General features: G+C 62.1%; 16 protein-coding genes. 3 read left to right on the top strand and 13 right to left on the bottom strand.

What is annotated here, in order from left to right:
• The first annotated feature begins 2 nt into the window (after positions 1–2).
• Both HDE72_RS09990 and parC read left to right on the top strand, forming a co-directional pair.
• Positions 3–1,775, top strand: coding sequence for a J domain-containing protein (locus tag HDE72_RS09990; RefSeq protein WP_183739792.1), 1,773 nt, complete (start codon positions 3–5; stop codon positions 1,773–1,775).
• Positions 1,776–1,825: 50 nt separating this feature from the next.
• Positions 1,826–4,186 (top strand): DNA topoisomerase IV subunit A, encoded by a 2,361-nt coding sequence (parC, locus tag HDE72_RS09985; protein WP_183739789.1) that lies wholly within the window; start codon positions 1,826–1,828, stop codon positions 4,184–4,186.
• 80 nt (positions 4,187–4,266) lie between these two features.
• Here parC and HDE72_RS09980 read toward each other — a convergent pair whose 3' ends face one another.
• From HDE72_RS09980 to fabI, 11 genes are all read right to left on the bottom strand, one after another.
• On the bottom strand, positions 4,267–4,605 hold the full coding sequence (locus tag HDE72_RS09980) for a hypothetical protein (protein ID WP_183739787.1): 339 nt from the start codon (positions 4,603–4,605) through the stop codon (positions 4,267–4,269).
• 13 nt (positions 4,606–4,618) lie between these two features.
• Positions 4,619–6,856, bottom strand: a complete 2,238-nt coding sequence (locus HDE72_RS09975; protein ID WP_221291222.1) for a DUF8189 domain-containing protein — start codon at positions 6,854–6,856, stop codon at positions 4,619–4,621.
• 165 nt (positions 6,857–7,021) lie between these two features.
• Positions 7,022–7,498, bottom strand: a complete 477-nt coding sequence (locus tag HDE72_RS09970) for a hypothetical protein (protein WP_183739784.1) — start codon at positions 7,496–7,498, stop codon at positions 7,022–7,024.
• A gap of 198 nt (positions 7,499–7,696) precedes the next feature.
• Entirely contained in the window at positions 7,697–8,908 is a 1,212-nt protein-coding gene (locus HDE72_RS09965; protein WP_183739781.1) for an acetate/propionate family kinase, read from the bottom strand.
• Positions 8,905–10,320, bottom strand: coding sequence for a bifunctional enoyl-CoA hydratase/phosphate acetyltransferase (locus HDE72_RS09960; RefSeq protein WP_183739778.1), 1,416 nt, complete (start codon positions 10,318–10,320; stop codon positions 8,905–8,907). Before HDE72_RS09960 ends, HDE72_RS09965 begins: the two co-directional genes overlap by 4 nt.
• Before the next feature lie 9 nt (positions 10,321–10,329).
• The gene (locus tag HDE72_RS09955) at positions 10,330–12,537 is read right to left on the bottom strand and encodes a DUF3141 domain-containing protein (RefSeq protein WP_260176612.1); all 2,208 of its coding nucleotides are present in this window, start codon (positions 12,535–12,537) and stop codon (positions 10,330–10,332) included.
• A gap of 123 nt (positions 12,538–12,660) precedes the next feature.
• Positions 12,661–13,785, bottom strand: coding sequence for an ABC transporter permease (locus tag HDE72_RS09950; RefSeq protein WP_183740162.1), 1,125 nt, complete (start codon positions 13,783–13,785; stop codon positions 12,661–12,663).
• Positions 13,786–13,796: 11 nt separating this feature from the next.
• On the bottom strand, positions 13,797–16,556 hold the full coding sequence (gene rbbA / locus HDE72_RS09945) for a ribosome-associated ATPase/putative transporter RbbA (RefSeq protein ID WP_409254957.1): 2,760 nt from the start codon (positions 16,554–16,556) through the stop codon (positions 13,797–13,799).
• Between the two features lie 8 nt (positions 16,557–16,564).
• Entirely contained in the window at positions 16,565–17,638 is a 1,074-nt protein-coding gene (locus HDE72_RS09940; protein ID WP_183739769.1) for an HlyD family secretion protein, read from the bottom strand.
• 18 nt (positions 17,639–17,656) lie between these two features.
• Complete coding sequence (locus HDE72_RS09935) at positions 17,657–19,120, bottom strand: efflux transporter outer membrane subunit (protein ID WP_183739766.1); 1,464 nt, start codon at positions 19,118–19,120, stop codon at positions 17,657–17,659.
• Between the two features lie 10 nt (positions 19,121–19,130).
• Entirely contained in the window at positions 19,131–19,904 is a 774-nt protein-coding gene (fabI, locus tag HDE72_RS09930; RefSeq protein WP_311735211.1) for an enoyl-ACP reductase FabI, read from the bottom strand.
• Positions 19,905–20,365: 461 nt separating this feature from the next.
• Here fabI and HDE72_RS09925 point away from each other — a divergent pair, with 461 nt between their 5' ends.
• Positions 20,366–22,549, top strand: coding sequence for a TonB-dependent receptor (locus HDE72_RS09925; protein WP_183739760.1), 2,184 nt, complete (start codon positions 20,366–20,368; stop codon positions 22,547–22,549).
• A gap of 11 nt (positions 22,550–22,560) precedes the next feature.
• On the opposite strand, the gene HDE72_RS09920 is transcribed toward HDE72_RS09925, so the two are convergent.
• Together HDE72_RS09920 and HDE72_RS09915 are read right to left on the bottom strand one after the other, a co-directional pair.
• The gene (locus tag HDE72_RS09920) at positions 22,561–23,994 is read right to left on the bottom strand and encodes an IgA Peptidase M64 (RefSeq protein ID WP_183739757.1); all 1,434 of its coding nucleotides are present in this window, start codon (positions 23,992–23,994) and stop codon (positions 22,561–22,563) included.
• Between the two features lie 88 nt (positions 23,995–24,082).
• Positions 24,083–25,342, bottom strand: a complete 1,260-nt coding sequence (locus tag HDE72_RS09915) for a cyanophycinase (protein ID WP_183739754.1) — start codon at positions 25,340–25,342, stop codon at positions 24,083–24,085.
• Between the last annotated feature and the right edge of the window lie 112 nt (positions 25,343–25,454).

The raw sequence follows: 25,454 nt of genomic DNA, 5'->3' as shown, positions 1-25,454 counted from the left end.
GCATGCATCAGGGACAGCGCAGCCTGTGGGATATTCTCGGCACGGAGCCCACTGGTGACGAGCGCGCCATCAAGCGCGCGTATGCGAAGCAGCTGAAAACCACGCGGCCCGACGACGATCCGGCCGCCTTCCAGCAGCTGCGCGAAGCGTATGAGTACGCGCTGCGGCATGCGCCCATGTTGAACGCGCAGTTGCTGGAGCACGAGCGCGGGCCGCAAGAAGAAACGGTCACGCTCGAAACGCCAGCAGCACCGGCCGAACTGTGGGGAGTGGTCGCTCAGGAAACGGCGCCCGCGAAGATATCGTCACCTGTACGCGAACTATGGGGCACGGTCGTCATCGATCCGGCCGAACAGGCTGCAAGCTTGTGGCATGAACTCATGACGCTGGCCCAGCATCGCAATGCGGAAGCCATGCTGCCTGCTTTCATGGCGCGCGAAGAACTGCTCAACCTGGATGTGCACGAAGAATTCGAGCTGTGCGCGCTCCGTTACTGCGCCAGCGAGGGCTATGACCTGTCGCTGCGCCTGGCCTTGTTTGAAACCATGGGCTGGAATGAAGACCATGCTTATCTGGCGCGCCGCCAGCCGGAGCTGATGCACAACGCCATGGCGCGCTACCGGGCCGACCGTTCCTACGCCCTGTTCCTGGACAACCGCGACCAGCATCGCGGTATTGCCTGCCTGCTGTCGCAACAGCCGCCATCGGCTTACGGGCGCCAGTTGTTCGACCAGGCGTTTACGGAGGAAGTCAAAGGTTTGCTGCAAACGGTACGCTGGCACCATCCGGAAATGCTGGTCTACAAGCTCGATGGAGATTTGTTTAAGCGCTGGGAGCACGCTGTCCATAGCAAGCGCTATTTCAAGGACACTGCCCTCACCTCGATAGGCCTGGGCTGCGCGTTCAATTTCATGCTGGCGACCATTGCCGGTGTCGCCCGCCTGCCGCTGTTGCAGCCGCAGTGGACCAATTTACTGTTCTGCCAGGTAGTGGCTTTTGCGCTCATGACCATGCATGCTTTCGGCTGGCCTGCACCGTTATTTTCACTCTGGCAATTGTTGAAAAAACGCAGTATCAACTACCTGCCTGTCTTGCACGAACGGCCAGAACTATTGTATCTGGCCTGGATAGTGCCGTTCCTGGTCGTAGGCGCACTGTACTTCATACCGTCACCCGACAAGGAACTGCGCATCGCCACTGCCAGCGGCTTGTGTTTTGCCACTTTGATCGCGGGTGCCTCAAGCCGCTCACTACTGACTGGCAGACAATTGCTGTACATGGTAGGACTGACCTTGTTATCCACCCTGATCATCATGGGCAACGGCACGTCTGCCATGAACGGCAACGAAGGCATGATGCTGTCATTCTGCGCGCTGATGCTGACCATCCGCGCCAAGGAAGGGCTGTATGCCGCATGCGGCGGTACTGTGGCGATGTTGCCCTGGCTGCGCATGGCATGGATTATCGGCTGCATCGGCTTGATACTGGAACTGTATCTGCACCTCCTACCCGCCGCCCTGCTCGGCGCGGCGCTGTTTGCCTGGTCTTGCATCGGCATGCTGCTCGCGTCCTGCGATTTCAGCTTGAAGGCGGGCTGGCCCGTAATACTGGCACCTGCCATCGCCTCTTTCATACTGCTCCATCAGCAGGACGCCGCGCAAATACAGCCGCTGCTGCGCCTGGCCGTCGTCCTGGCGCTGGCGGTGCTGTACTTCACCGTACGCAGTATCTATCAGTCCTACCGCATGTCCTTGTCCCAACCCGGGCTGTCATAATCAGCGCCATACGTTCAACCGCAACCATTTAAATTACTGAAACCCGCACCATGTCCACACAAACCAATTTATTTGACGATGCCCAGCCTGAGCCTACCTTGCCAGATGAACCGGTATTCGACGGCGAAGCGCTGACCCTGTCTACCTTCGCCGAGCGCGCCTATCTCGATTACGCCATTTCGGTGGTCAAGGGCCGCGCCCTGCCCGACGTGTGCGACGGCCAGAAGCCGGTGCAGCGCCGCATCCTGTATGCGATGAATGAGCTGGGCTTGAATTCCACGGCGAAGCCGCGCAAATCGGCGGCCGTGGTCGGCGACGTACTGGGCAAGCTGCATCCGCATGGCGACCAGTCCGTGTACGACGCGCTGGTGCGCATGGCGCAAGATTTTTCGCTGCGTTATCCGCTGATCGATGGCCAGGGCAACTTCGGCTCGCGCGACGGCGATGGCGCGGCGGCGATGCGCTACACGGAAGCGCGCCTGACGCCGATCGCCAAATTGCTGATGGATGAAATCGGCATGGGCACGGTGGACTTCCAGCCCAACTACGACGGCTCGACGGAAGAACCGAAGCTGCTGCCGGCGCGCCTGCCGATGGTGCTGCTCAATGGCGCGTCCGGCATCGCCGTGGGCCTGGCGACGGAAATCCCCTCGCACAATCTGACGGAAGTAGCCAGGGCGGCCGTGGCCATGATACGCGATCCAAAGATCACGCACGCCGAACTGATGGCCATCATTCCGGGTCCGGATTTCCCCGGCGGCGGCCAGATCATCACCCCGCCATCGCAAATCCAGGACATGTATGCGAGCGGCCGTGGCAGCATGAAGGTGCGCGCGCGCTGGAAAATTGAAGAGCTGGCGCGCGGCCAGTGGCAAGCTGTGGTGACGGAACTGCCACCGGGCACCTCGTCGCAAAAAGTACTCGAAGAAATCGAGGAACTGACCAATCCGAAGATCAAGCTGGGCAAGAAGGCGCTGTCGCCGGAACAGGTGGCCCTGAAAGCGCTGATCCTCAATTCGCTCGACACCATCCGCGACGAGTCGGGCCGCGCCGCGCCCGTGCGCCTGGTGTTCGAACCGAAATCGAAGAACCAGGATCAGAGCGAATTCATGCTGATGCTGCTGGCGCACACCTCGCTGGAATCGTCGACCTCGATCAACCTGGTGATGATAGGCGGCGATGGCCGTCCACGCCAGAAAGGCCTGGGCGACATCCTGCGCGAGTGGATCGACTTCCGCTTTATTACTGTCACGCGCCGTACCGGCTACAAACTGGGCAAGGTCAAGGACCGCATCCATATCCTGGAAGGGCGCGAAGCGATCCTGCTCAATATCGACAAGGTAATCCACATCATCCGCAATTCGGATGAACCGAAAGCTGCGCTGATCGAAGCGTTCAAGCTGTCCGAACGCCAGGCCGACGATATCCTGGAAATCCGTTTGCGCCAGCTGGCGCGCCTGGAAACGATCAAGATCCAGCAAGAGCTGGCCGAGTTGCGCAAGGAAGAAAAATCCCTGCAAGACCTGCTGGACAACCCGGGTTCGATGAAGCGCGCCATCATCCGCGAAATCGAAGCCGATACCAAGCAGTTTGGCGATGTGCGCCGCACCCTGATCGAAGAAGCGCAAAAAGCCGTGGCCGAACAGAAGGTCGTCGATGAGCCGGTGACCGTCATCATTTCTGAAAAAGGCTGGGTACGCGCGCGTACCGGCATCGGCCACGATGCGGCGCAATTCACCTTCAAGGCCGGCGACACGCTGCATGGCGCTTTCGAATGCCGCACGGTCGATACCCTGCTGGGCTTCGGCAACAACGGCAAGATCTACTCGGTGCCGGTAGCTGCCCTGCCCAACGCGCGTGGCGACGGCGTGCCGATCACGACCCTGGTCGACCTGAGCGGCGGCACGCCCGGCAATGCCATCCGTATCCTGCATTACTTTGCAGGCAATGGCGCCACCAATTTGCTGCTGGCGTCCAACGCCGGCTATGGCTTCATCGCCAAGGCCGGCGACATGGCCAGCCGTTTGAAGGGTGGTAAATCGTTCATCACCCTGGACGATGGCGATTTGCCTTTGGCTCCCAAAGTCATTCCGGAATCAGCCAGCGCGCTGGCCTTGGCTTGCCTGACGGAGGGTGCGCGCCTGCTGGTATTTGGCATGGACGAGATGAAAACCCTGACCAAGGGCGGCACTGGCGTCAAGCTGATCGAGCTGGAAGGCAAGGACAAATTGCTGGCCGTGCAACCGATCACCCAGCGCGGCGTGGTGGTGTCGGGCATCGGCCGGGCGTCGAAACCGCAGGACGCCTCGCTGGGCGCTACCGCCCTGGGCGAACACTTCGGCAAACGTGGCAAGAAGGGCAAACCATTGGCTGCCAAACTGAAACCGGTGAAAATGACGGCTATCGGCTGAGCGATGAGTTAATACCCTCACAAAAAAAGACAGGTGCGCCTGTCTTTTTTTGTGTCTGTCGCCACCAAGACCTGCTGCGCTCAATGCCGGACCAGCCTGAGGATATCTGCCGCCGCTTCGACGATTTCAATCACGGCTTGCGGCGCTTCCGGCGTACCCCCCAGCGCATAGCGGTTCATGCCCAAGGGGATCAGCGCGGTAGCTGGCCCCGCGCGAGGTCTGTCATCGGGACCGGGCGCCATGGTCGTCACCATACCGACACCGTTGGCGGCCGCGTCGAAATCGAGCACCTTGCGCCCCTTGCGGCTGGGTGGAAAGGCAAACGTGGCCGTCGGCCGATACACCTCGATACCGGCGCCATCTTCCTCGAACGAATGCGTCCAGCTGCCGCTGGGCAGTACCCTTGTCATACCGTGCATGCCAGTCCCTCCCTTAAAAACACGATATCACGCCGCCCAGGTTTTCGTAGCCGCTCACGGAGGGCGACCAGGCCGTGCCATTCCACGCCTTGTGGAATAGCGCGCCGTTGCTACCCCTGACGAATACGTCCAGGCGATTTGCCGCCCAGGCCGTGGCGCGGGGACGCGAAGTGCAAATGCCGCCCAGGTTTTCAAAGCCTGTCAGCGAGGGCGACCAGGCCGTGCCGTTCCAGGCCTTGTGATACAGCGCACTATCCGTGCCGATGACGAACAGGTCGAGCCGATTCGCCGCCCACGACACGGCTTCCACTTCGCCTACGCAGACGCCACCCAGGCGCTCGTAGCCATCGATGGACGGTCCCCACTTCGCGCCATCCCACCACTTGTGGTACAGCGCGCCATCGGTACCTGTCACGAACACGTCAAGACGGTTCGGCCCCCAGGCCACGGCCTTCGGCGACGAGGTACAGATGCCGCCCAGCCGTTCGTAGCCCGTCACGGACGGTCCCCACGCAGTGCCATCCCACCACTTGTGATACAGCGCCCGGTCCGTGCCAATGACAAACACATCGAGCCGGTTCGGTCCCCACGCCACCGCTTCAGGCTGGCCCAGGCAGATGCCGCCCATCGCTTCGTAGCCCGTTACCGACGGTCCCCAGGCCGAGCCATTCCACCACTTGTGATACAGAGCGCGGTCGGTACCGACGACAAACACATCGAGGCGGTTTGGCCCCCAGGCCACGGCGCGCGGATCGCCCAGACACAAGCCGCCCAGCGCTTCATAGCCCGTCAGCGACGGCCCCCAGGCCGAGCCATTCCACCATTTGTGGTACAAGCCGCTGTCGCTGCCGGTAACGAAGACATCGAGCCGGTTCGGCGCCCACGACACCACTTGCGGCGCACTGGTCACGATGCCACCCTGCGCTTCATAGCCGGTGACGGACGGCGCCCACGCCGTGCCATTCCAGGCCTTGTGATACAGCGCGCTATCGGTGCCCGCCACGAAGACGTCGAGGCGATTGGCGCCCCAGGCGACCACCGGCGATGAGCTCTGGCGCGATGTCGCCCCACCGCCACCGCCCGCAGCCGTGCCGATGCTGGCGCGCGGACCATCGAGGCAAGCCTGCATGCGCGCCACCTGGCCGGCGGTGAACATGAACATGGCCGGGTCGTCCACGTAGTCCATATAATTCATGAACATGTCGCCATTCGGGCCGTTATTGCAGGACACATGCGGGAACGACGGCGTACCGGTATTCGCGCCGCCCTGATTGGGTGTATCGGCCACGTTATCGGTACCAGTACAACCGGTGCCATCGTCGCCCCAGATATGATTCAGGTTCAGCCAGTGCCCCACTTCATGCGTGGCCGTGCGGCCCAGGTGGAACGGTGGCGCCGCCGTGCCGATGGTGCCAAAGGCCGATTGCAGTATCACCACGCCGTCGGTAGCGGCCGGGCCACCGGGAAACTGCGCATAACCGAGCAAGCCGCCGCCCAGCTGGCAGACCCAGATATTGAGATAGGTATCGGCCGGCCAGGCATTCATGCCGCCCGTCGCTTGCGACTTGACGGCATCGTCAGCGCCAAATGAGGTGACAGTCGTCTGGCGCCGTTCGATGCCGCTGGTGGCCGCGCCATGAGGATCGACCGTGGCCAGCGCAAACTCCACGCGTGCATCGGCCGTCAGCGGCAGGAAAGGTGCGGGCGTATTGGCCACGTCCGTGTTGGTATGCCGATAGTCGCGGTTCAGCACATCGATCTGGCTGGCCACTTGCGCATCCGAGATATTCTGCGCAGCCATATTCCATACCACGTGCACCACCACCGGTACTGTGGTCACACCCGAGCGGGCAGCAAGACCCTGGTCCCCCTCATACAGGCCAGCCAGGTTTTCGATCTCGTCGCGCACGCGGGCATAGGAAGGGTCTTCGTTCAGCAGGCGGCGATACACCGTCATCGTGGCGCAGGTGCGCACCTGCGGCGTGCCGCCGCCCTGTCCATTGGCGCCGCCACCTCCACCGTCCATGCCGGCGCCGCCGCCTCCCATGCCGTTGCCATTACCCGTGTTCATGCAACCGGTGTTCGCCATATCCTGCGCTGCGCCAGGCATGCCGCCGGCATGGATCGCCGCCTGGTCAGCGTAGGACACTCCCATGCGTTCTTCCAGTTCGCCCTCAATGGGCATGTCAGAAATTGTCTGCCGCTCGTCAGAACCGCTGCCTGCTACTTTTTTCGTTTTGTTGGTGTTCATGATGTCTCCCTTTCAGTCTGCCTGCCAATTCACTATGGCATGCAAAAAACAGGAGCATTTGAGGCGCATCAAGACTGTCTAGCGGAGAACGGCAAAGCGCCGGGCGAAAAAAAAGACAGCCGTAGCTGTCTTTCGGGCTGCAGGCCCAAGCCTGCAGGTACACGATTACTTGGCGGCGGCCGCCTTGATGTCGGCTTCTGCCTTGGCCTTGGCCGCTTCCGTCTTGGCGGCGGCGAGGGCCTTGTCGGCATTCGCATCCACTTTTTCTTTGGCGACCTTGGCGTCCGCTTTCACGGAAGTCTTGCCGGCTTTGGCGTCTGCATTGGCAGCCGTTTTTTCGGCTTTGGCTTCTGCCTTGGCCTGGTCTTCAGGATCGGCCTTCACGACCTTGTCGTGGGCCTTGGCCTTGGTTTTAGCAGCCTTGTGATGGGCGTCAGCTTTCTTTTCGTTTGCCTTGGCTTGTGCCTTGGCGACGTCTGCGTCAGCGTTGGCGTCGACCTTGGCTTCCGAGGCGGCAGCCTTGTTGACGTCTTTTTGCGCGGAAGCCTGGGCTTTCACGACAGCTTCAGTGGCCGGCGCGGTTTGTGCAAAAGCAGCGCTGGCAAACAGGGTAGCGATCAGAGCGGCGAGTAATTTGTTCATGATGTGACCTTTCAATGTCGTTAAAATTCTTATGATGCATTCTGATTAAAGGCTGGCAAAATGTTCAAGCTTGCCTGGCATCGCCGTCGTTTTCACACCCGGCGATGGCATGACTTCATAGTAGAGCAAGAATCAAAACCACACTGTGCGTTAGCCCACGCAAGGGGAAAATATGTTCAGTTGGGCAATTTCTCTGTCCTATGCCAGTGGCACCGCCAGCGCCGCGTGCCGGGCAGCCACCCACTCCTCGTTGGCCGGTTCCACGCCCACCACGATGCGGCTGCCGGCGCTGGATATCACGCTGGCGTTGTCTGCATTGGCCTCGCTATCGAGCACGGGGCCGACGAAGCCCAGCTCCGCACAGATACGCCGGCGCAGTTCCGCACTGTGCTCGCCGATACCCGCTGTAAACACCAGCAGGTCCAGGCCTTTCAATACCGCCGTCAGCGCGCCGATTTCACGCACGATGCGGCGCACATACAGGGCCAGCGCCGCGCGTATGCGCTCGCCCGTCGCATCCTGCCGGCCTTCCTGCGCCAGCAGCACGGGCGGATCAGCCGACACGCCGGACACACCCAGCAAACCCGATTCGTGGTACAGCACATGCGCCACTTTTTCCAGCGACAGCTTCTCGATCTCCATCAGGTAAATCACCGCGCCCGGATCAAGCGCGCCGCAGCGCGTGCCCATCATCAGGCCATCGAGCGCGGAAAATCCCATGGTGGTGCCCACGCTGTGCAAGCCTTCCATCGCGCACAGGCTGGCGCCGCTGCCCAGGTGGGCCACGATGACCTTGCCGCGTGCGACAGGGCCATAACGCTGTTCCAGCACCAGCGACTGGTACTCGTAGGACAGGCCGTGGAAACCATAGCGGCGCAAGCCCCGCTCCCACGCATCGTAGGGCAAGGCCAGCATCTGTTCCACCTGCGGCACCGTGTGGTGGAAAGCCGTATCGAAACACGCCACCTGGGCGATATCGGGCCGCGATTCCAGCAGCACTTCGATCGCTTCCAGTGCGAACGGCTGGTGCAGGGGCGCGAGCGGGATAAAACTTTTCAGGTCGGCCAGCACGTCGAAATCGATGCGCACGGGAGCGAAATACTTGCTGCCGCCATGCACCACGCGATGGACCACGGCCCGCAAGGTACGCCCTGCCAGCTGCGCCACCACCCGTTCGCGGATGGTTTCCAGCGCCGCGTGATGCGGCAGTTGCGAGTCCAGCTGCAAGGGCTGCGCTGGCTGCCCAGCAACGCGGAAGGTCGCGCTTTCGCGGCCTATGCCTTCCACCTTGCCGCTCCATTCAGGCTCTTGCGGCACGGTCTCGCCGCTGGCGTCGAACAGCGCGAACTTGATGCTGGACGAGCCGCAATTGAGCACCAGGATCAGGGAGTTTTCTGTGGTGGCGCTCATGGTGGCGTGCTCCGATAGTGATAGGCCAGCATCACGGCCAGCGCGCACGAAGCGATGCGGCTGGCGCGCGAATCGGCGCGACTGGTCAAAATGATGGGCACTTTAGCGCCCAGCACGATGCCGGCACTGTCGGCGTCGCCCATGTATTCGAGCTGCTTGGCCAGCATATTGCCGCTTTCCAGATCCGGCACCAGCAAGATATCGGCGCGCCCCGCCACTTCCGACACAATGCCCTTGACGGTGGCGGCAGCGATAGAGACGGCGTTATCGAACGCCAGCGGGCCGTCCAGAATCGCGCCCGTAATTTGCCCACGGTCGGCCATCTTGCACAGGGCTGCCGCGTCCACCGTGGCAGGCATGGTCGGGTTCACCGTTTCCACGGCCGCCAGGATGGCCACGCGCGGCTGCGCCACGCCGATCACGTGCGCCAGGTCGATGGCATTGCGCACGATATCAGCCTTGATTTCCAGCGTCGGTGCGATATTGACGGCGGCGTCGGTGATGATGAAGGGACGCGGATAGGCCGGCGTCTGCATCAAAAAGCAGTGACTGACCCTGCGCTTGGTGCGCAAGCCGGCGCTGGCTGCCAGGATGGCCGACATCAATTCATCTGTATGCAGGCTGCCTTTCATCAGCGCCTCCACTTCGCCCTTGCCCGCCAGTTCGGCACCGCGCGCGGCGGCCGCATGACTATGCTCGACGTCTTCGATCTGTATGCCGTCCAGCGACAAGCCTGCTGCCGCCACCACCGCTTCCAGGCGCGCACGGGGCGCCACCAGCACGGGAATGATCAGGCCCGCCGCATGGGCGTCCAGCGCGCCGGACAAGCTCAATTCATCGCAAGGATGGACCACTGCCACCTTGATCGGCCCCAGCGTGCGCGCATGCTCGAGCAGGCGCCGCGTGCCATCGCCATTATGCAAACGTACTTCAGGCAAGGTGGCGCGCGCCCGTTCGATCTGCTCGGCCGGCGCGATCACCTCGGCTTCGCCATCGAGCACCACGGCGCCGTGCTGGTTAACGCAGCGGCAAGCCAGGGTCACATGGCGATTGAGCGGTTCGAGCGCCGTCACGGTGACGCGTATATCGAGCGTGTCGCCCACCCGCACGGGCTGCAGGAAGCGCAGGGTCTGGCTCGCATACACGGTACCGGCGCCGGGCAAACGCGTGCCCAGCACAGCTGAAATCAGTGCAGCGCCCCACATGCCGTGCGCGATCACGCCCTGGTAGCGGCTGGACGCGGCAAATTCCGGATCCAGGTGCTGCGGGTTGTCGTCGCCCGACATCACCGCAAACAGGGCGATGTCGTCGGCACTCAAGGTGCGCGTGATGCTGGCGCTGTCGCCGATGGCAATCTGTTCGAAAGTGCGGTTGCGCACGACATGCAAATCATCGTCTTTACTATTAATCATGTGAACCTTCTAGGCTGGACTACTATTTTTGACAGGTTTGGCTTTGGGCTGCGGCGCGGAAGCACGCTGCGATACTGACACAGCAGGCGCAGCTTGTGCAGTCGCGGCACGCTCGAATACGTCCAGCATCTGCTGCAGGCTGGCTTCTTCATCGGGCGTCGGCGCGTCCGGCACCAGCAGCACTTGCTGCAGCCACTCGGCCAGCGCGCGGATGGCGTCCGGCTTGGCGCGCGACAGCAGCAGCGGCAAGGCCGCCATGGCGCCGTCGAAGTCGTGCAGCATCAGACGCGACTGCTGGCGCACGGTACGGCGGAACGCTTCCATGCCCAAGCCGCCTGTGTACTGCGGCTGTATCAGTTTCAGGGCCAGGTTGACCCGGCGTTCGTCGGCGATCATGCGGAAGCGGTAGATATAAAACAGCGCGCGCACGCCCGCTTCAGCCAGTGCTCCCTGGTTCACATCATCGTCCATATGCCGGGTTTCGCAACGCACGTATTCAAGATGTTCGGGCGAGACGCTGGGGTGCGGGCGCGGCGTGACATCCTTGCCCTGGCCCGCCAGCGCCTGCAGCAGCGGCGAACCGTAGATCAGGTCGAAGGTCTGTTCCTGCACCGTGTCGCGCCAGTCGCGCCAGCTGTTCAAACCTGCCGTGACGGCGCCGGAAAATGCTTCCTGCATGGCCAGCAGCGGATTATCGGGCGATGCAGGCTGGCGATGTTCGCGCACTTTTTCCGCTTCTTTCGCCACCAGCGCGGCCAATGGATTGCGATCCGTCCAGCGCTCGTACGAGATGCGCAGCGGATGCATCAGTTGTAGCCAGCGCGCCGATTGCGGCGTCACCACGGCACGCACCCACGGCTGCACCAAGCTGCGGTACAGCGACAGATTCACTTCCGAGATGCGGGCGGCGGTGGCGAACTTGCGGTCATTTTCCACGTCCGGCTGCACGATGGCACGTACATCATCGAGGTTGCGGCGCTCGACCGACAGCACATAGTCGCCGCTGGCCAGGTCGGCGTTCGGCGTATCGGGCGTCTTTTCAACGATCAGCGCTTCGTAGATCCCGGCCGGCAGCAGGTTGATCAGGTCGATATTGCTGGCGAATTTCTGGTGCTCCTTGTGCCCTACCTTGCCGGACACGAAAATGCCCAGGTGGCCTACGCTGTCATGCACCGCATACACAATGGTCTGGTCATGCAGCAGCACGTCGTGGTCATCGCGGTACAGGTCCGTGATCCATCCCAGCGCCTGCGGTGGCGGCGTGATGTTGTCGCCTTTCGAGCAGAATACGACGATGGGCGAGCGGATATTGCGCAAGTCCAGGCGCACGCCTTCGGAGGTGATCAGTTCCGCCGTGGCCAGGCGGTTGCCGATGAACAGATTGTCGACGATGTACTGCATCTCGACGGCGTTCAGGAACACATGGCCGCCCCAGTATTTTTCAAATTCCAGGTAGCGCGGCGCTTCCGTATCGATGTTGGCGTACAGATTGTACTGCTTGCTCCACAGGGTATTGGCCGGATTGAGCTTTTCAAAATTCTGCACCAGGCTGGCGCCGTCGAACACGCCGTTCCCCAGGTCGCCCGCCAGCGCCGTGGCCCAGCTGCCGCCCATCAAGCCGCCCGCATAACGCATCGGATTGCGGCCATGCCAGCCGGCCCAATAGGACACGGGTGCGCCGGCCACGATGATGGGGCCGAACAATTCCGGGCGCATGGCGGCCGTCATCAGTATCTGCCAGCCCGCCTGGCAATTGCCGATGACGACAGGCTTGCCTTCGCTATCAGGATGCAGGGCAATGACTTTTTCCAGGAAAATCGCTTCCGCATGCATCACGTCTTCCACCGTCTGGCCCGGCACGGGATGGGGCAGGAAACCGATAAAATAACAGGGATGGCCGGCGCGCAGGGCCACGCCGATTTCGCTCTCGGCCTTGAAGCCGCCGATACCGGGGCCGTGACCGGCGCGCGGATCGACGACGACGAAAGGCCGCTTCGATGGCAGGGGATCGGGTGCGTCGGGCGTGAGGATGCGCACCAGGCCATAGTTGACGGGGCGCTCCAGCTCCAGGCCCGTCATCACCATTTCAGCGGGGAAGTCGAGCACGTTCGGTACTTTTTCAGCCATGTGCTCCTGGTACTGGTTGCCGCGCCGGCGCATCACGTCCGCGTACAGCACGATGCGCTGCCAGGAATCGCGCGCATAGTCGCCCAGCATGCCCAGGGATGGCAGGCCGCCGGTGGAGAAGGGTGCTGCAGTTTTATTCGTCATGGCTATCCTCTTTGCAGATGTCTACTTGCAGATTGCTGCGCCAGTGGGATTCAGGCACAGGATTCGAAATTACGCCATCTGGCTGATGGTCTTCCTGAACCGGGCCAGCGCGAAAGAAAACAGGGCCGTGCCGATCACCAGCAGGGCCAGGAATGGTTTCCACACCACCGAGATACCCGCGCCCCGGTACAAAATCGCCTGGCTCAATTCGACGAAGTGCGTGGTGGGCGCGATCAGCATGATGTTCTGCACCAGTTCCGGCATGCTTTCGCGCGGCGTGCTGCCGCCCGACAGCATCTGCAGCGGCAGCAGCACCAGGATCAGCAGCATGCCAAATTGCGGCATGCTGCGCGCCAGGGTGGCCAGGAAAATGCCCATCGAGGTGGTGGCAAACAAGTGCAAGGCTGCGCCGCACAGAAACAAGGCGATCGAGCCTTCGATGGGCACATGCAGCAAGCCGCGCACCACCAGGTTCAGCGACAGCGCAGCGGCGACCAGCACCACCAGCCCCATCGACCAGACCTTGGCCAGCATGATTTCGGCTGGCGTCACCGGCATCACCAGCAAATGCTCAATGGTGCCGTGTTCGCGCTCGCGTATCAGGGCCGCGCCCGTCAGGATGATGGACAGCATCGTCACCTGGTTGATGATTTCCATCAGCGAGCCAAACCAGGCCTGGCTCAGCGAAGGATTGAAGCGCGCGCGCATCACCAGGTCCACCGGCAGCGTGGTGGCAGCCCGGTAGCGTTTCGAAAATTCCGCCACTTCGCCAGCGACGATCTGCTGGATATAGCCGCTGCCGCTGAAGGCCTGGCTCATGCGCGTAGCGTCCACGTTCAGCTGCAATGTCGTCTTGCGCCCGGCCAGCACGTCGGCCTGCAGTTTCGATGGTATCGTCAGCACGAAGGTATAGCGGCCTGCGTCGAGGCCCGCATCGACTTCCTCCTGGTTGATCATGGCCGGCTGCGTGAACTGGGGTGGAAAGAAGGCCGAGGCGATGCGCGCCGACAGGGGCGAGCCATCTTCATCGACGATAGCAATCGCCGCCATGTGCAAAGTTTCCGGCTTGGCGGTAGCAGCCACGTAGATCGCCAGGGTAAAGGTGTAGGCGATCAGGATCAGCATCATCGGGTCGCGGATCAGGCTCCAGATTTCCTTCACGCCCAGGCGGTAGATATTTTCAAGGTGTCGCATAGAGTTACCCATCAGCTCTCCTGTTTCTTCAACAGCGCCACCGTCACGCCGAGGATCACGGGGATGGCGATCAAGAGCGGCAGGAACGAGGCGTGCAAGTCCGAAAAACCCAGCGCCTTGTTGAAAATGCCACGGCTGATATTGAGCATGTGCGTGGCCGGGTAGATCAGGCCGATGACCTTGCCCGTGCCTTCCATCGACGACACGGGATTGAGCAGGCCGGAAAACTGGATGGCCGGGATCATGGTGCCTATCATGGTCACGAACAGGGCTGCGATCTGGCTGCGCGTAAAAGTCGAGGCAAACAGGCCGATACCGGTGGCGCAGATATTGAAAATGAAGGTGGCGGCGGCCAGGGTCAGCAAACTACCCTTGATCGGCACGTCGAACGCCGTCACCGCCAGCAATGTCATCAGCACAAAGTTCAGCATCGCCAGCACCACATACGGCACCTGCTTGCCAAGCAAAAATTCCAGCCGCGTGACGGGGGTCACGTACAGGTTGATGATGGAACCGAGTTCCTTTTCACGTACCACCGACAGCGCCGCCAGCATGGCCGGCAGCATCAGGAGCAGCATGGGGATCACGGCCGGCACCATGGCGGGCAGGCTTTTCACGTCGGGGTTGTAGCGAAAACGCGTCTCGACAGCCACTGGGCTGCTCATCGTTACGCCATAGCGGTGCAAGGCCTGGTCGGCCAGCCAGCCCTGATGCATGCCTTGCACATAACCTTGCACGGTTTCGGCGCGCATCGGCATGGCGCCATCGATCCAGGCGCCCACTTGCGCCTGCGCGCCACGCTGCACGTCGCGCGCAAAACCAGGTGGAATTTCAATCGCCAGCGCCAGCTCGCCGCTGCGCATGCGCTTGTCCAGATCGGCGTAATCGCGCAGCGGCGGCCTTTCCACGAAATAGCGCGAACCGGCCAGATTGTTCGTGTAGTTCTGGCTCAAGCTGGTCTGGTCGTGATCAAGCACCGCATAACTCAAGTCTTCCACGTCCAGGCTGATGCCGAAACCGATCACGAACAGCAGCAGCACCGAGCCACCCAGCGCCAGGGTCAGGCGCACGGGGTCGCGGCGCAGTTCCAGCGTTTCGCGCCACATGTAGCTGAGCATGCGGCCCAGGCTAAAACTGCTGAGAGGGCTGCGCCGTTGCGGGTGTTCAGCTTCTTCCTGTTTTACTACCGGCGCCGGCGTTTCCGCCTCCTGCGATGGCGCCGTGCCACCGCCCGCCTCTTCCAGGTAGGCGATAAAGGCCGCTTCCAGGGTAGCAGCGCCCTTCTTGCGTACCAGTTCGGCCGGCGCGTCGCTGACCAGCACTTTGCCCGCATGCATCAGCGAGATGCGGTCACAGCGCTCGGCTTCGTTCATGAAATGGGTGGAAATGAAAATCGTCACGTGGTCGCGCCGCGCCAGCTCGATCATCAGACGCCAGAAATTATCGCGCGCGATCGGGTCCACGCCCGATGTCGGTTCGTCGAGTATCAGCATTTCCGGCTTGTGCACCATGGCTACCGCCAGCGACAAACGCTGGCGTATGCCCAGCGGCAGGCTGTCGGGCAGATTGTCGAGCACCTCGGCCAGGTCAAACCGCTGCACCATTTCCTCGACGCGGGCGGTTATCTCGTTTTCCGGCACGTGGAACAGGCGCGCGTGCAGCACCAGATTCTGGCGCACCGTCAGTTCGCCATACAGCGAAAAGGCCTGCGACATATAACCGACCCTGCGGCGCGTATCAATATCGCTGGAATCGACTTCATGGCCGAATAGCCAGGCCTTGCCTTCGGTGGCCGGCAGCAAACCGGTCAGCATCTTCATGGTGGTCGACTTGCCGCAGCCGTTAGAACCCAGGAAGCCGAAAATTTCGCCACGGCCGATGCGGAAATTCACATGGTCGACAGCCGTGAAATCGCCGAAACGCATGGTCAGGTCTTGCGCTTCGATGGCGATATCGGCTGCGCTGGCTGCGTCCAGCGGCGTGATCACCACCGGCTGATGGCCGGCGCGCTTGGTTTCGGGCAGCAGCTTGATAAAGGCCGCTTCCAGGTTTTCACTGTTGGTGCGCGCCAGCAGTTCGGCCGGCGTGCCCGTGTCGAGCACCTTGCCGTCATCCATGGCGACCAGCCAATCGAAGCGCTGGGCTTCGTCCATATAGGCGGTAGCCACCATCACGCTCATTTGCGGGCGCTGCACGCGAATGCCGGCGATCAGGTCCCAGAACTGGGCCCGCGCCAGCGGATCGACGCCGGTAGTCGGCTCGTCGAGTATCAGCAGGTCGGGATCGTGGATCAAAGCACAGCACAGCCCCAGCTTTTGCTTCATGCCACCCGACAGCTTGCCGGCCGGGCGTTCCAGGAAAGATTGCAAGCCCGTGCTGCGCGTGAGCTGGTCGATGCGGCGGCGGCGCTCGGCCGCGTCATGGCCGAACAGGCGCGCAAAGAACTGCAGATTTTCTTCGACCGACAAAGTCGGATACAGATTCTTGCCCAGGCCTTGCGGCATGTAAGCGATACGCGGACAGACATCGTCGCGGTGGCGGCCATCGCGCATGTCGCCGCCCAAGGCCATCACGCTGCCTTCCTGCACTGCGCGCGCGCCAGCCACCAGCGACAGCAAACTCGATTTGCCCACGCCATCGGGCCCGATCAAGCCCACCATGCAGCCGGCCGGCACGTCGAGATCGATGGCGTCCAGCGCCAGCGTCGCGCCATAGCGCTGGCTGACGCCCTTGATGCTGGCAACGAAGTTGTTGGCGACAGACGTGTTCACGGCCACGCTCACTGCGGAACCTTGGCCGTCAATTCAGCCGGCCACGCCTGTTTCGGATCGAGGCGCACCCAGGCCACGCCCGGCAAGCCCACTTTGACCAAGGCCAGGTGCTTGAGCAGTAATTCGCGGCTGATCTGCGCTTTCACGCGGAACATCAGCTTTTGCCGCTCGCTGGCCGTTTCCACCGTCTTTGGCGTGAACTGGGCGCTGGCCGCCACGAAGGAAATCGTCGCCGGGATCACATAGTTCGGCGCTGCATCGAGGATGATGCGCACCTCGCCACCCAGCGCCACCTTGCCGGCGGCCGTCTCGGGCAGGAAGAAAGTCATGTAGACGTCGGACAAATCGACCAGGTTCAAGACCTTGCCGCCGGCGCCCAGCACTTCGCCCTGCTGCGCCACCAGGTATTGCACGCGGCCGTCGCGCGGCGCCTTCAGCTGGCCATCGGCCAGGTCGGCGTCGATGCGGGCCGTAGTCGCTTCGGCGGCCGTGACGGCCGAACGCGAACCAACCACCTGCGCTTTGGCTGCATCGATGGCGGCCTGCGCGGCCGTGACCTGGGCCTTGGCGGCATTCAGGGCGGCAGCCACGCTGCGCACGCGGGCACGGTCGTCGTCGAGTTCCTGCACCGATGACGCGCCCTCTTTCGACAGGGTTTCGGAACGGGCCAGGCGGCGCCGGGCCGCATCGAGTTCGCTTTCGCGCTGCGCCACCACGGCCAGGGCAGCCGCCTTGTCGCTTTCGCGCACGGCCACTTGCGCTTGCGCGCCCACCACTGCATCGGACGCCTGCTGCTGGCGCGCGCGCGCTTCGTCGCGCTGAGCGGAAAGGGAATCGACCTGCATGGTGGCCAGCGGCTGGCCCGCCTTGACGAAATCGCCTTCGCGCACAGTGATGCTGTTGACGCGGCCGGCCAGCTTGGTGGCCACGTCGATTTCGGTCGCCTCGATGCGGCCATTGCCGCTGACGAAACCGTCGCCGGGGCCGGTGGAACGCATTTTTTGCCAGGCTACGTAGCCCAGCACGACGGCGGCCACGATCAGCGCGGCAGGGATGATTTTTTTCTTCAGTTGAGGGGTCATGGTATCGGCGCGGTCAAATTAGTTGGTGAAAGTGGCCACATTGGCGGCATCGGCGGCGGGAGCGCCACCACCCAGGGCGGCATACAGGCTGACCTGGCTGGACAGCAAGGCGCGGCGCGTCTGCACCAGCTGCTGTTCCACCGTCAGCAAGTCGCGCTGGGCGTCGAGTACTTCCAGGTAGGGTGCGGCGCCATTGTCATAGCGCAGCTTGGCCAGGCGCGCGCGTTCCGTCTGCGCGGCCAGGGTGGCCTTGCCGATCTCGACCTGCAGCGCCAGCCAGCGCCGGTTCGAAAGCGCATCGGCCACCTCGCGGAAGGCGCCCTGCACGCTTTTTTCATAATTGGCCACGGCCACATCGCGGCGCACTTCGGCCAGGTCCATATTGGCGCGCAGCCGGCCCGCATCAAAAATCGGCAAAGCCAGTTGCGGCGAAAAACTCCAGGCGCCGCTGCCCGAGTCAAACAAGCCACTCAGTTGCGCGCTGGCCGTGCCATACGAGGCCGTCAGGCTGATGCGGGGGAAGAAGGCGGCACGTGCGGCGCCGATATTGGCCTGCGCGGCGCGCAGCTGGTATTCGGCCGCCACCAGGTCGGGCCGCTGTGTCAGCAAAGATGACGGCAAGCCCGCATGCAGCGGCAACAGCACGCTGGCGTCGTCGAAACGGCGCAGGTCGGGTGTCAGGTCGACCGGGCCGCCCACCAGCTGGGCCAGTGCATGCGCTTGCGCGGCGCGCGACTGCTCCAGCTGGGCGGACAAGGCCAGCGCCTGGCTGAGCAGGGTTTCCACCTGGGTCAGGTCCAGCTTGGAAATCGAACCTACTTCAAAGCGGCGCGTAAAGATGCGCAGCGATTCGGCGCGGCTATCGACGGTAGCCCGCGCCAGCGCCACGCGCTCGTCCAGTTCACGCAAGACCAGGTAGCCATTGGCTACTTGCGCCACCAGCGCCAGACCGACGGCGCGGCGCGCCTCGTCACTGGCCAGCAGGTTTTGCAGCGCGCTGTCTTTCAGGCTGCGCACGCGGCCCCAGAAATCGAGTTCCCAGGCGCTGACATTCAAGCCCGCCTGGTACTGCGCCGAGGTCATGGGCTGGCCGGTGATACTCAAGTCACCCGGCACGCGTGTACGGCTGCCAGCAGCACCCAGGCCGATGGTGGGAAACTGGTCGGCGCGCTGTATGCCATACACGGCGCGCGCTTCTTCCACGCGCAGGGCGGCGATGCGGATATCGCGGTTATTGGCCAGCGCCAGTTCTATGGTCTGCTGCAAACGGGGATCGGCAAAATATGCGCGCCAGCCGATATCGACGGCGTTCGCGCCAGCCGGATCGGCTTCCGGATATTGCGCAGGCACCGGCAGCGCCGGCGACGTGTAGGGCGGCGCCATCGAAGCGCAGCCGGCCAGCGCCATGGCCGCAGCCAGCGCCAGCAGGGCCGCTGGCCTGGCAGGCATGCGGAAGGGGAAATCAAACAGGTGCTTGTTCATCGTCTTCCAGTCAATTCAGGATGTTGTAGCCGCCGTCGACATACAGGGTGCCGCCCGTCATCGAGCGCGCAGCATCGCCGGCCAAAAAGGCGCATAAAGCGCCCACATCATCGATAGTGGCCAGGCGGCGCATCGGCGAACGCGCTTCGGCGTCCGCCAGCAGGCGATCGAAATGGGCGATGCCGGAAGCGGCCCGCGTGGCCAGCGGCCCTGGTGAAATCGCATTGACGCGGATACCAGCCGGCCCCAGTTCGGCGGCCAGGTAGCGCACCGATGCTTCCAGCGCCGCCTTCACGGGCCCCATCACGCCGTAGTCGTTGACCACCCCTTCGGCGCCCAGATAACTCATGGTCATCAGGCTGCCACCGTCCCGCATCAGCGGCTCGGCCAGCCTGGCCATGCGCATGAAGGAGTGGCAGGAGATATCCATCGCCTGCGCAAAGCCGGCCGGCGAGGTATCCACCACGCGGCCGTGCAGGTCTTGCTGCGGCGCGAAGGCGATGGAATGGACGAGAAAATCGAGCCGGCCCCACTGCTGCGCGATCTGCGCAAACAGCGCTACACCCTGCTCCGGCAGGCTGACATCGAGCGGCAGCGCAATACCCGCCTGCACTTGCTGCGCCAGCGGTTCGACATGCGGCCTTGCCTTGTCGTTCAGCCATGTCACGGCCAGTTCGGCGCCGGCGTCGCGCAAGGCGCGCGCACAGCCCCAGGCGATGCTCTGCTCATTGGCGATGCCGATCACCAGGCCTTTCTTGCCCTGCAAACTAGTCAAACTGCTCACATTCCCATTCCTCATCTTGTCTCCATCGTGTGTACACCGTTGCTCTGCCACAACAAGACAAAGCAAAAAAGCGAGCGGCCATAGGCCAGGCTGGCGTCGCTGCGCCTTGTGACATCGCAACTATACGAGTCATTGCGGCAGCGCAACATTGATCTATATCAAATTTTGCAATATGAGCTGTTATTTAATACTGATAGCTCACAGATGCAGCGCGATACGATGGAGATAGCGCAGCATCGCCATCCGCAGCTGCAACATAAGCAAAGAAAAAATTGCAAATAAGCAATCTCAGAATATAAACCAGAGCCCGCTTTTAATGTCACACCGGAGAGCAAAGAGGTAACTGTTTGAAAGCAGCAACGCTTACCCAACAATTACCTTCTTTTTATTTGATTGAAAATCATTCTCATTTAGAATTATTTTACTTGAGATTAATTCTCATTCACAACATGAGGTAAACGATGCGTATCAAGGTGATGGTGTTGGGTTTGGCGAGTGTGCTGGCAAGTTGGCAGGCACATGCGGATGGCAATGCCGCGGTAGCCCCTGGCGCGACGGCCGATGGCAGCGTAGCTGTTGAACAGGTAGTAATCAGTGGCGACAAGCTGAAACGCACGGAAATCGACAGCAGTGCCAGCGTGGGGTCACGCAATAGCCGGCAGATCAGCGAATCGGGTAACACCACCCTGGAAGACGTGGCCGGACAAATGGCCAACGTGGGCACGGCCAGCGGCCTGTCCATCCGCGGCATCAATTCCTATGGCCCGGCCGGTGGTGGTGGCGGGCGCACCATCACCATGGTCGTCGACGGCGTACCGCAAGACGGCTTCGGCCAGGACATCAGTGCGCTCAGCGTCTGGGATGCAGACCGGGTGGAAGTGCTGCGTGGGCCGCAATCGACCAACCAGGGCCGCAACTCGCTGGCCGGCGCGGTGGTGATGAAAACGCGCAATCCCTCCGATATTCCCGACTTCAGCTACCGCGTCAGCGCTGGCAACGAGAACGCGCAGCGCATCGCAGTGGCGGGCGGCGGCGCCATCATCGACCAGGTACTGGCCGGTCGCATCAGCTTCGAAGACCGCAAGCGCGACGGCGATGTGTTTGACCCGACCCGCAACGACAAACGCTTCAATCACGACGATGGCCACACCTTGCGCGCCAAATTGCGCATCACGCCCATCGGCGAAAACTATCAAGCCCTGATCACGCTGGTGGACGACAAGCAGCAGCTGGGCAGCCCAGGCGTAGAAGCCGTGACCCGCCCTATCGAAGCGCGCCAGAACCTGTCGAATGAACCGCGCAATGCCGATAACCTCACGCGTTCGGCGGCGCTCGAACAAACCTTCAAGGCAGGCGGCGCCGACATCACCTTGCTGACCACGTATTCGCACAATCTGTACTCGCGCGTGCAGGACTACGATGGCACGGAGCTCAATCAGGGCTATCGCACCGGCGAAAATATCGACCGCCAGTTTTCGCAGGAAGCGCGCGCCAATTTCGAGACCCAGCTCTTCGGCCATCAGTTGAAAGGCGTGGCCGGTGTCTATTACCAGAATGCCCATTACGGCGCGAACGATCTGTTCACGGTGCCCGTGTCATATGTACTGGGCCTGACGGGTCAATGCAAGGTACAGGCGGCGTGCGATGCGGCCTTTGGTTCCGAATTCATCAATCGCGGCAATCTGGAAGCGGACGACACGAAGACACACGCGGTATTTGGCGAATTCGATTATGTGATCGGCAAGCTGACTGCGACGGCTGGCATGCGCTACGACAGCGAACGCCAGAGCCGCGTACTGACGACAGCCACCAGCGGCACCTCGGCGCTGGCGACCAGCATCGTGGGCCAGTTAATCGGCGGCGGCATTTTTGCACCCGATGGCGTGCAAAATCTGCAGTCCGACAATGCCGTGTGGCTGCCCAAACTGGGGCTGCGCTACGCGCTGGCGCCAGCGTGGGTCGCCGGCCTGACGGCGCAGCGCGGCTACCGCACGGGCGGCGTCAATTACAGCTATGAACGCGGCTCGAACGCCTATGGCCCGGAATTCACGAAGAACTATGAAGCCTCGCTCAAGGGCGTGGTCGGCAATGGCATGGTGGTGGCGCTCAATGCCTACCGCATCGACTGGAGCAAGCAGCAAGTCGATATCGGCCGCAATACGCTCGATACTTACCTCGTCAACGCGGGCAGCTCGCGCCTGCAGGGACTGGAAGCGGAAATACGCGGCAAGGTGATGCCGCATCTGGAATTATTTGGCGCACTGGGTTTGTCGAAATCGCGCTTCATCGATTTCGATACGCCGCAGGGTAGTTATGCGGGCAAGGAGTTTGCCCGCTCGCCAAGGCAAACCCAGTCGGTGGGTTTCAGCTGGACCCCGGATCACTGGCTGTTCAATGCGAACCTGGTGCATAGCGGTAGCAACTACACCAGCCCGGACAACACCGACCGCAATGACGGCTCCACCGTCCTGGGCGCCAAGGCTGCCTACACCTTGTCCAATGGCGTGTCGCTATTCGCCTTTGGCAGCAACCTGACCAACCACACCTACATCGCGGCCAATCATCTGGACTCGGTCACCGGGCGCTATCTGGTCAACCTGGGCAATGCACGCCAGATCGGCTTTGGCGTGCAAGGTCATATCTGACGCCAGTAGTGTCAAGGTGCCGGTGGGCGCGAATACAGGTCGATGATGGTGCTGATCGCGTCCTGGCACACCGAGCAGAATTGATCGCTGCGGTCGAACATGATGCATTGCATCTCGGGCCGGTAGTAGCCGCTGGCTTCGTAATTCGCGCCTTCGAAAGCTCCCACCTGATGCTGGTGCGGGGCTTTCGAAAACAGCGCCTCGCTCTGTTTCAAGTCGCGGTGAAACAGCGCACTCATGTCCGATTCGGGCCGGTTATCCTTGCGCAGCTGGGCCCGCTCTTGCTGGTAAGCGCGTGAATCTGCTTCATATTCTTCCTTGGGCCATGGCGTGGGCATGGGCGTGCCAGCCTTGACGTGACCCTTCCATTTCACGTTGGCCGGGTCATGCAGCGCGGTGACATTCGGCTCCCATGGTTCGCGGCGCTCGCCGCTGGACTGGTAGGCCACCGGCGAGGTGTAGTACTCGTCGGCCAGGCCGGCAAAGTGGTGGCCGAATTCATGCACGAACAGATAATTGGCCCAGTCGTTATTGGCCGCCGCCGTGCTGAACTGGCCAAAGATGCCGCCACCGCCATAGGTGTCGTTATTGACCAGGATTTCGATGAATTCATACGGCGCATACTGGGCCAGGTCGCGCAGCGCGCGGTTATCCACCGCCAGCACATAACGCTCGCTGCCGAAGATATCGTAGCGCGTGCCCAACGGCGAAGCGTGGTGCACGCCCGTCGAGGGACGCGACACGCCCGACTCCTGGGTCGGTACGGCCATGGCCCACACATTGAAATCCTTGGCCCGTTCGCGGAACGGCGACACGCTGAACAGATGGTCGACCATGCGGCGCACCGTCGCTTCGAACTTGCCCATCTCGGCTGCCGTATAACCATCGCCCAGCACCAGCAGATCGACTTTTTCAGACGAAGGACCGCTGATGCGGATGGGGATGGGCTTGACAGGCGCCGGCGGCTGCTTGCGGATCACATCCTGCGCGGCCGGGTCGACGTCGGTACTCCACACAACAGAAAACAGGCCACGCTCGTCGCGCTTGAGGATGCGCACGCGCACCGGCTGCTGCGGCTGCGGGAAACGCACCGATTCCTGGAAGGCACGCGTGGTGGTTTTCGCTTCATCGGTGCTGCTCCACTCGCCGAAGACGGTGGAAAAGCCGCGCGAATACAACAGTTTTCCCGTCTTGATATCGACCACTTCCACCATATTGTTGCCACGATTGCTATCGTCGATGGTGCGCGCCATATTGCCCGGCCAGGGTAAAGGCTCGACCAGCACCCGTTCAACCGCATAGTGTTCGCCCAGCGCATTGCCGCTATGCTGGTAATCGAGGCGCATGGTGGCCGGCTGTGCCGGGCTGGCTGCTTGCGCCATCGGCAAGATGCCGATGGCCAGCGCCAGCGCGCACAGGAAGGATCGTATCGGGGTGTGCTGCATGGCGTTCCTAAAACGGTAGAAGATGAAGCTTGATTGTAGCGGCAGGACCGGCGCTTTGAAAGCGCCGGCATGCTACAGGCGGATCTTCTTACTTGTAACGGTACAAGGGCTGGCGCAGCTGGATAGGACGAATGTCGAGGCGCAGCTTCAGCACCGAATACGCTTCCGCTTCGGTGGAGCTGTAGCCCACGCTGTTGACGGTCTTGCTGAACCTGAACTCGAAACCCAGGTCCGGGTAGGGGTCGCGCGGATTGCCAAAGGCGATGCCGATGGCTTCCTGCTGGGCGTTGTCGATCAAATTGCCCATCAAATCGAGTACGGCGTTATTGCCGAGGATATCGTTGGTGAATACGGGTTCGCGCATGTCGGGCTGGTTCGGGTCGAGCTTGTTGTCGGCCTTGTCCGGCGAAGGCGTGAAAGCGCGTGTGACGAGGTTGAACTTGTCGCCCCGGTCCAGGTAGCTGATGGCGGCATTGCTGATATTGAAATTTTTCACGCCCCTATCGCTGATGGCGCCCGACAGGTCGATCAGCAGTGCGCCACTGTAGCCGATGACTTCCACGTCGCGCTTGGCGTCGACCACCATGGCGCTGTTTTCATCGATGCCCAGACCCAGGTGGTAACCCTTTTTCAGCATCACGGGGATCATGCGGGCGAAACGGCCGCGCACCAGCAAATGCTGGTCGACGAAGACATCGCTGCCGATGAAACCCAGGCCAGGCGCGATCTCCTTGCCGTCGGTGACGCCCATTTTCAGCATGTCGAGCACCGGCTTGGCGTCATAAAACATGGTGGTGCTCATGATGGCCGCGCCGGCGCTGGAGCCGGCGATCACGCCGCCATTGCGGTAGACCGACCAGATGGCTTCCAGCGCGGCCGTGCGGCTGCCATCCGGGCGCAGCAAGGCTTGCGTGATGCGGCCCTGGTCGCCGCCGGCAAAATAAATGCCGCTGGCCGACTTGATTTGCGCGACGATGGCGGGATCTTCGGCCGCCTTGCGGTAATCGCTATTGGCCAGCTTGACGCCCAGCGGCACGAAAAAAGCGTCGGCGCCATACTGGTTCAATTTGCTGATGATGCTCAGGCCCGATTTTTCCGGGTTACTCGAGGCCGACGCCAGCACGGCGATGCGGGCGCCCTTGCCGCCCGAGAGGGTCACGATGCGCTGCCAGACTTCGGCATTGTCGGCACGCAGGCCGCCGCCGATAATGACCAGTGTGCCTTGCGGCGCAGCGTTGGCAGCGTTGGTGGAGGGCGCTGCCTTGGCCGGCATGCCTGACCATGCCAGCACACAGCCGAGAATAAAGATGAAGCACAACTTGTAAAGCGAGATTGCGTTTGGTTTCATGGTGCCTTTCAGATGCATGGAAGGCGGCGCACGATAGAAGCCCAGGCGCGCCGCTGACTACGAATACACACTGCTCTTGCCGTTTGAAACTGACTACGGGTCTTGCCGTCCT

It is taken from the genome of Janthinobacterium saanense (assembly GCF_014200675.1).
GTDB lineage: Bacteria > Pseudomonadota > Gammaproteobacteria > Burkholderiales > Burkholderiaceae_D > Janthinobacterium.
This window is presented reverse-complemented; position numbering and strand designations above follow the sequence as displayed.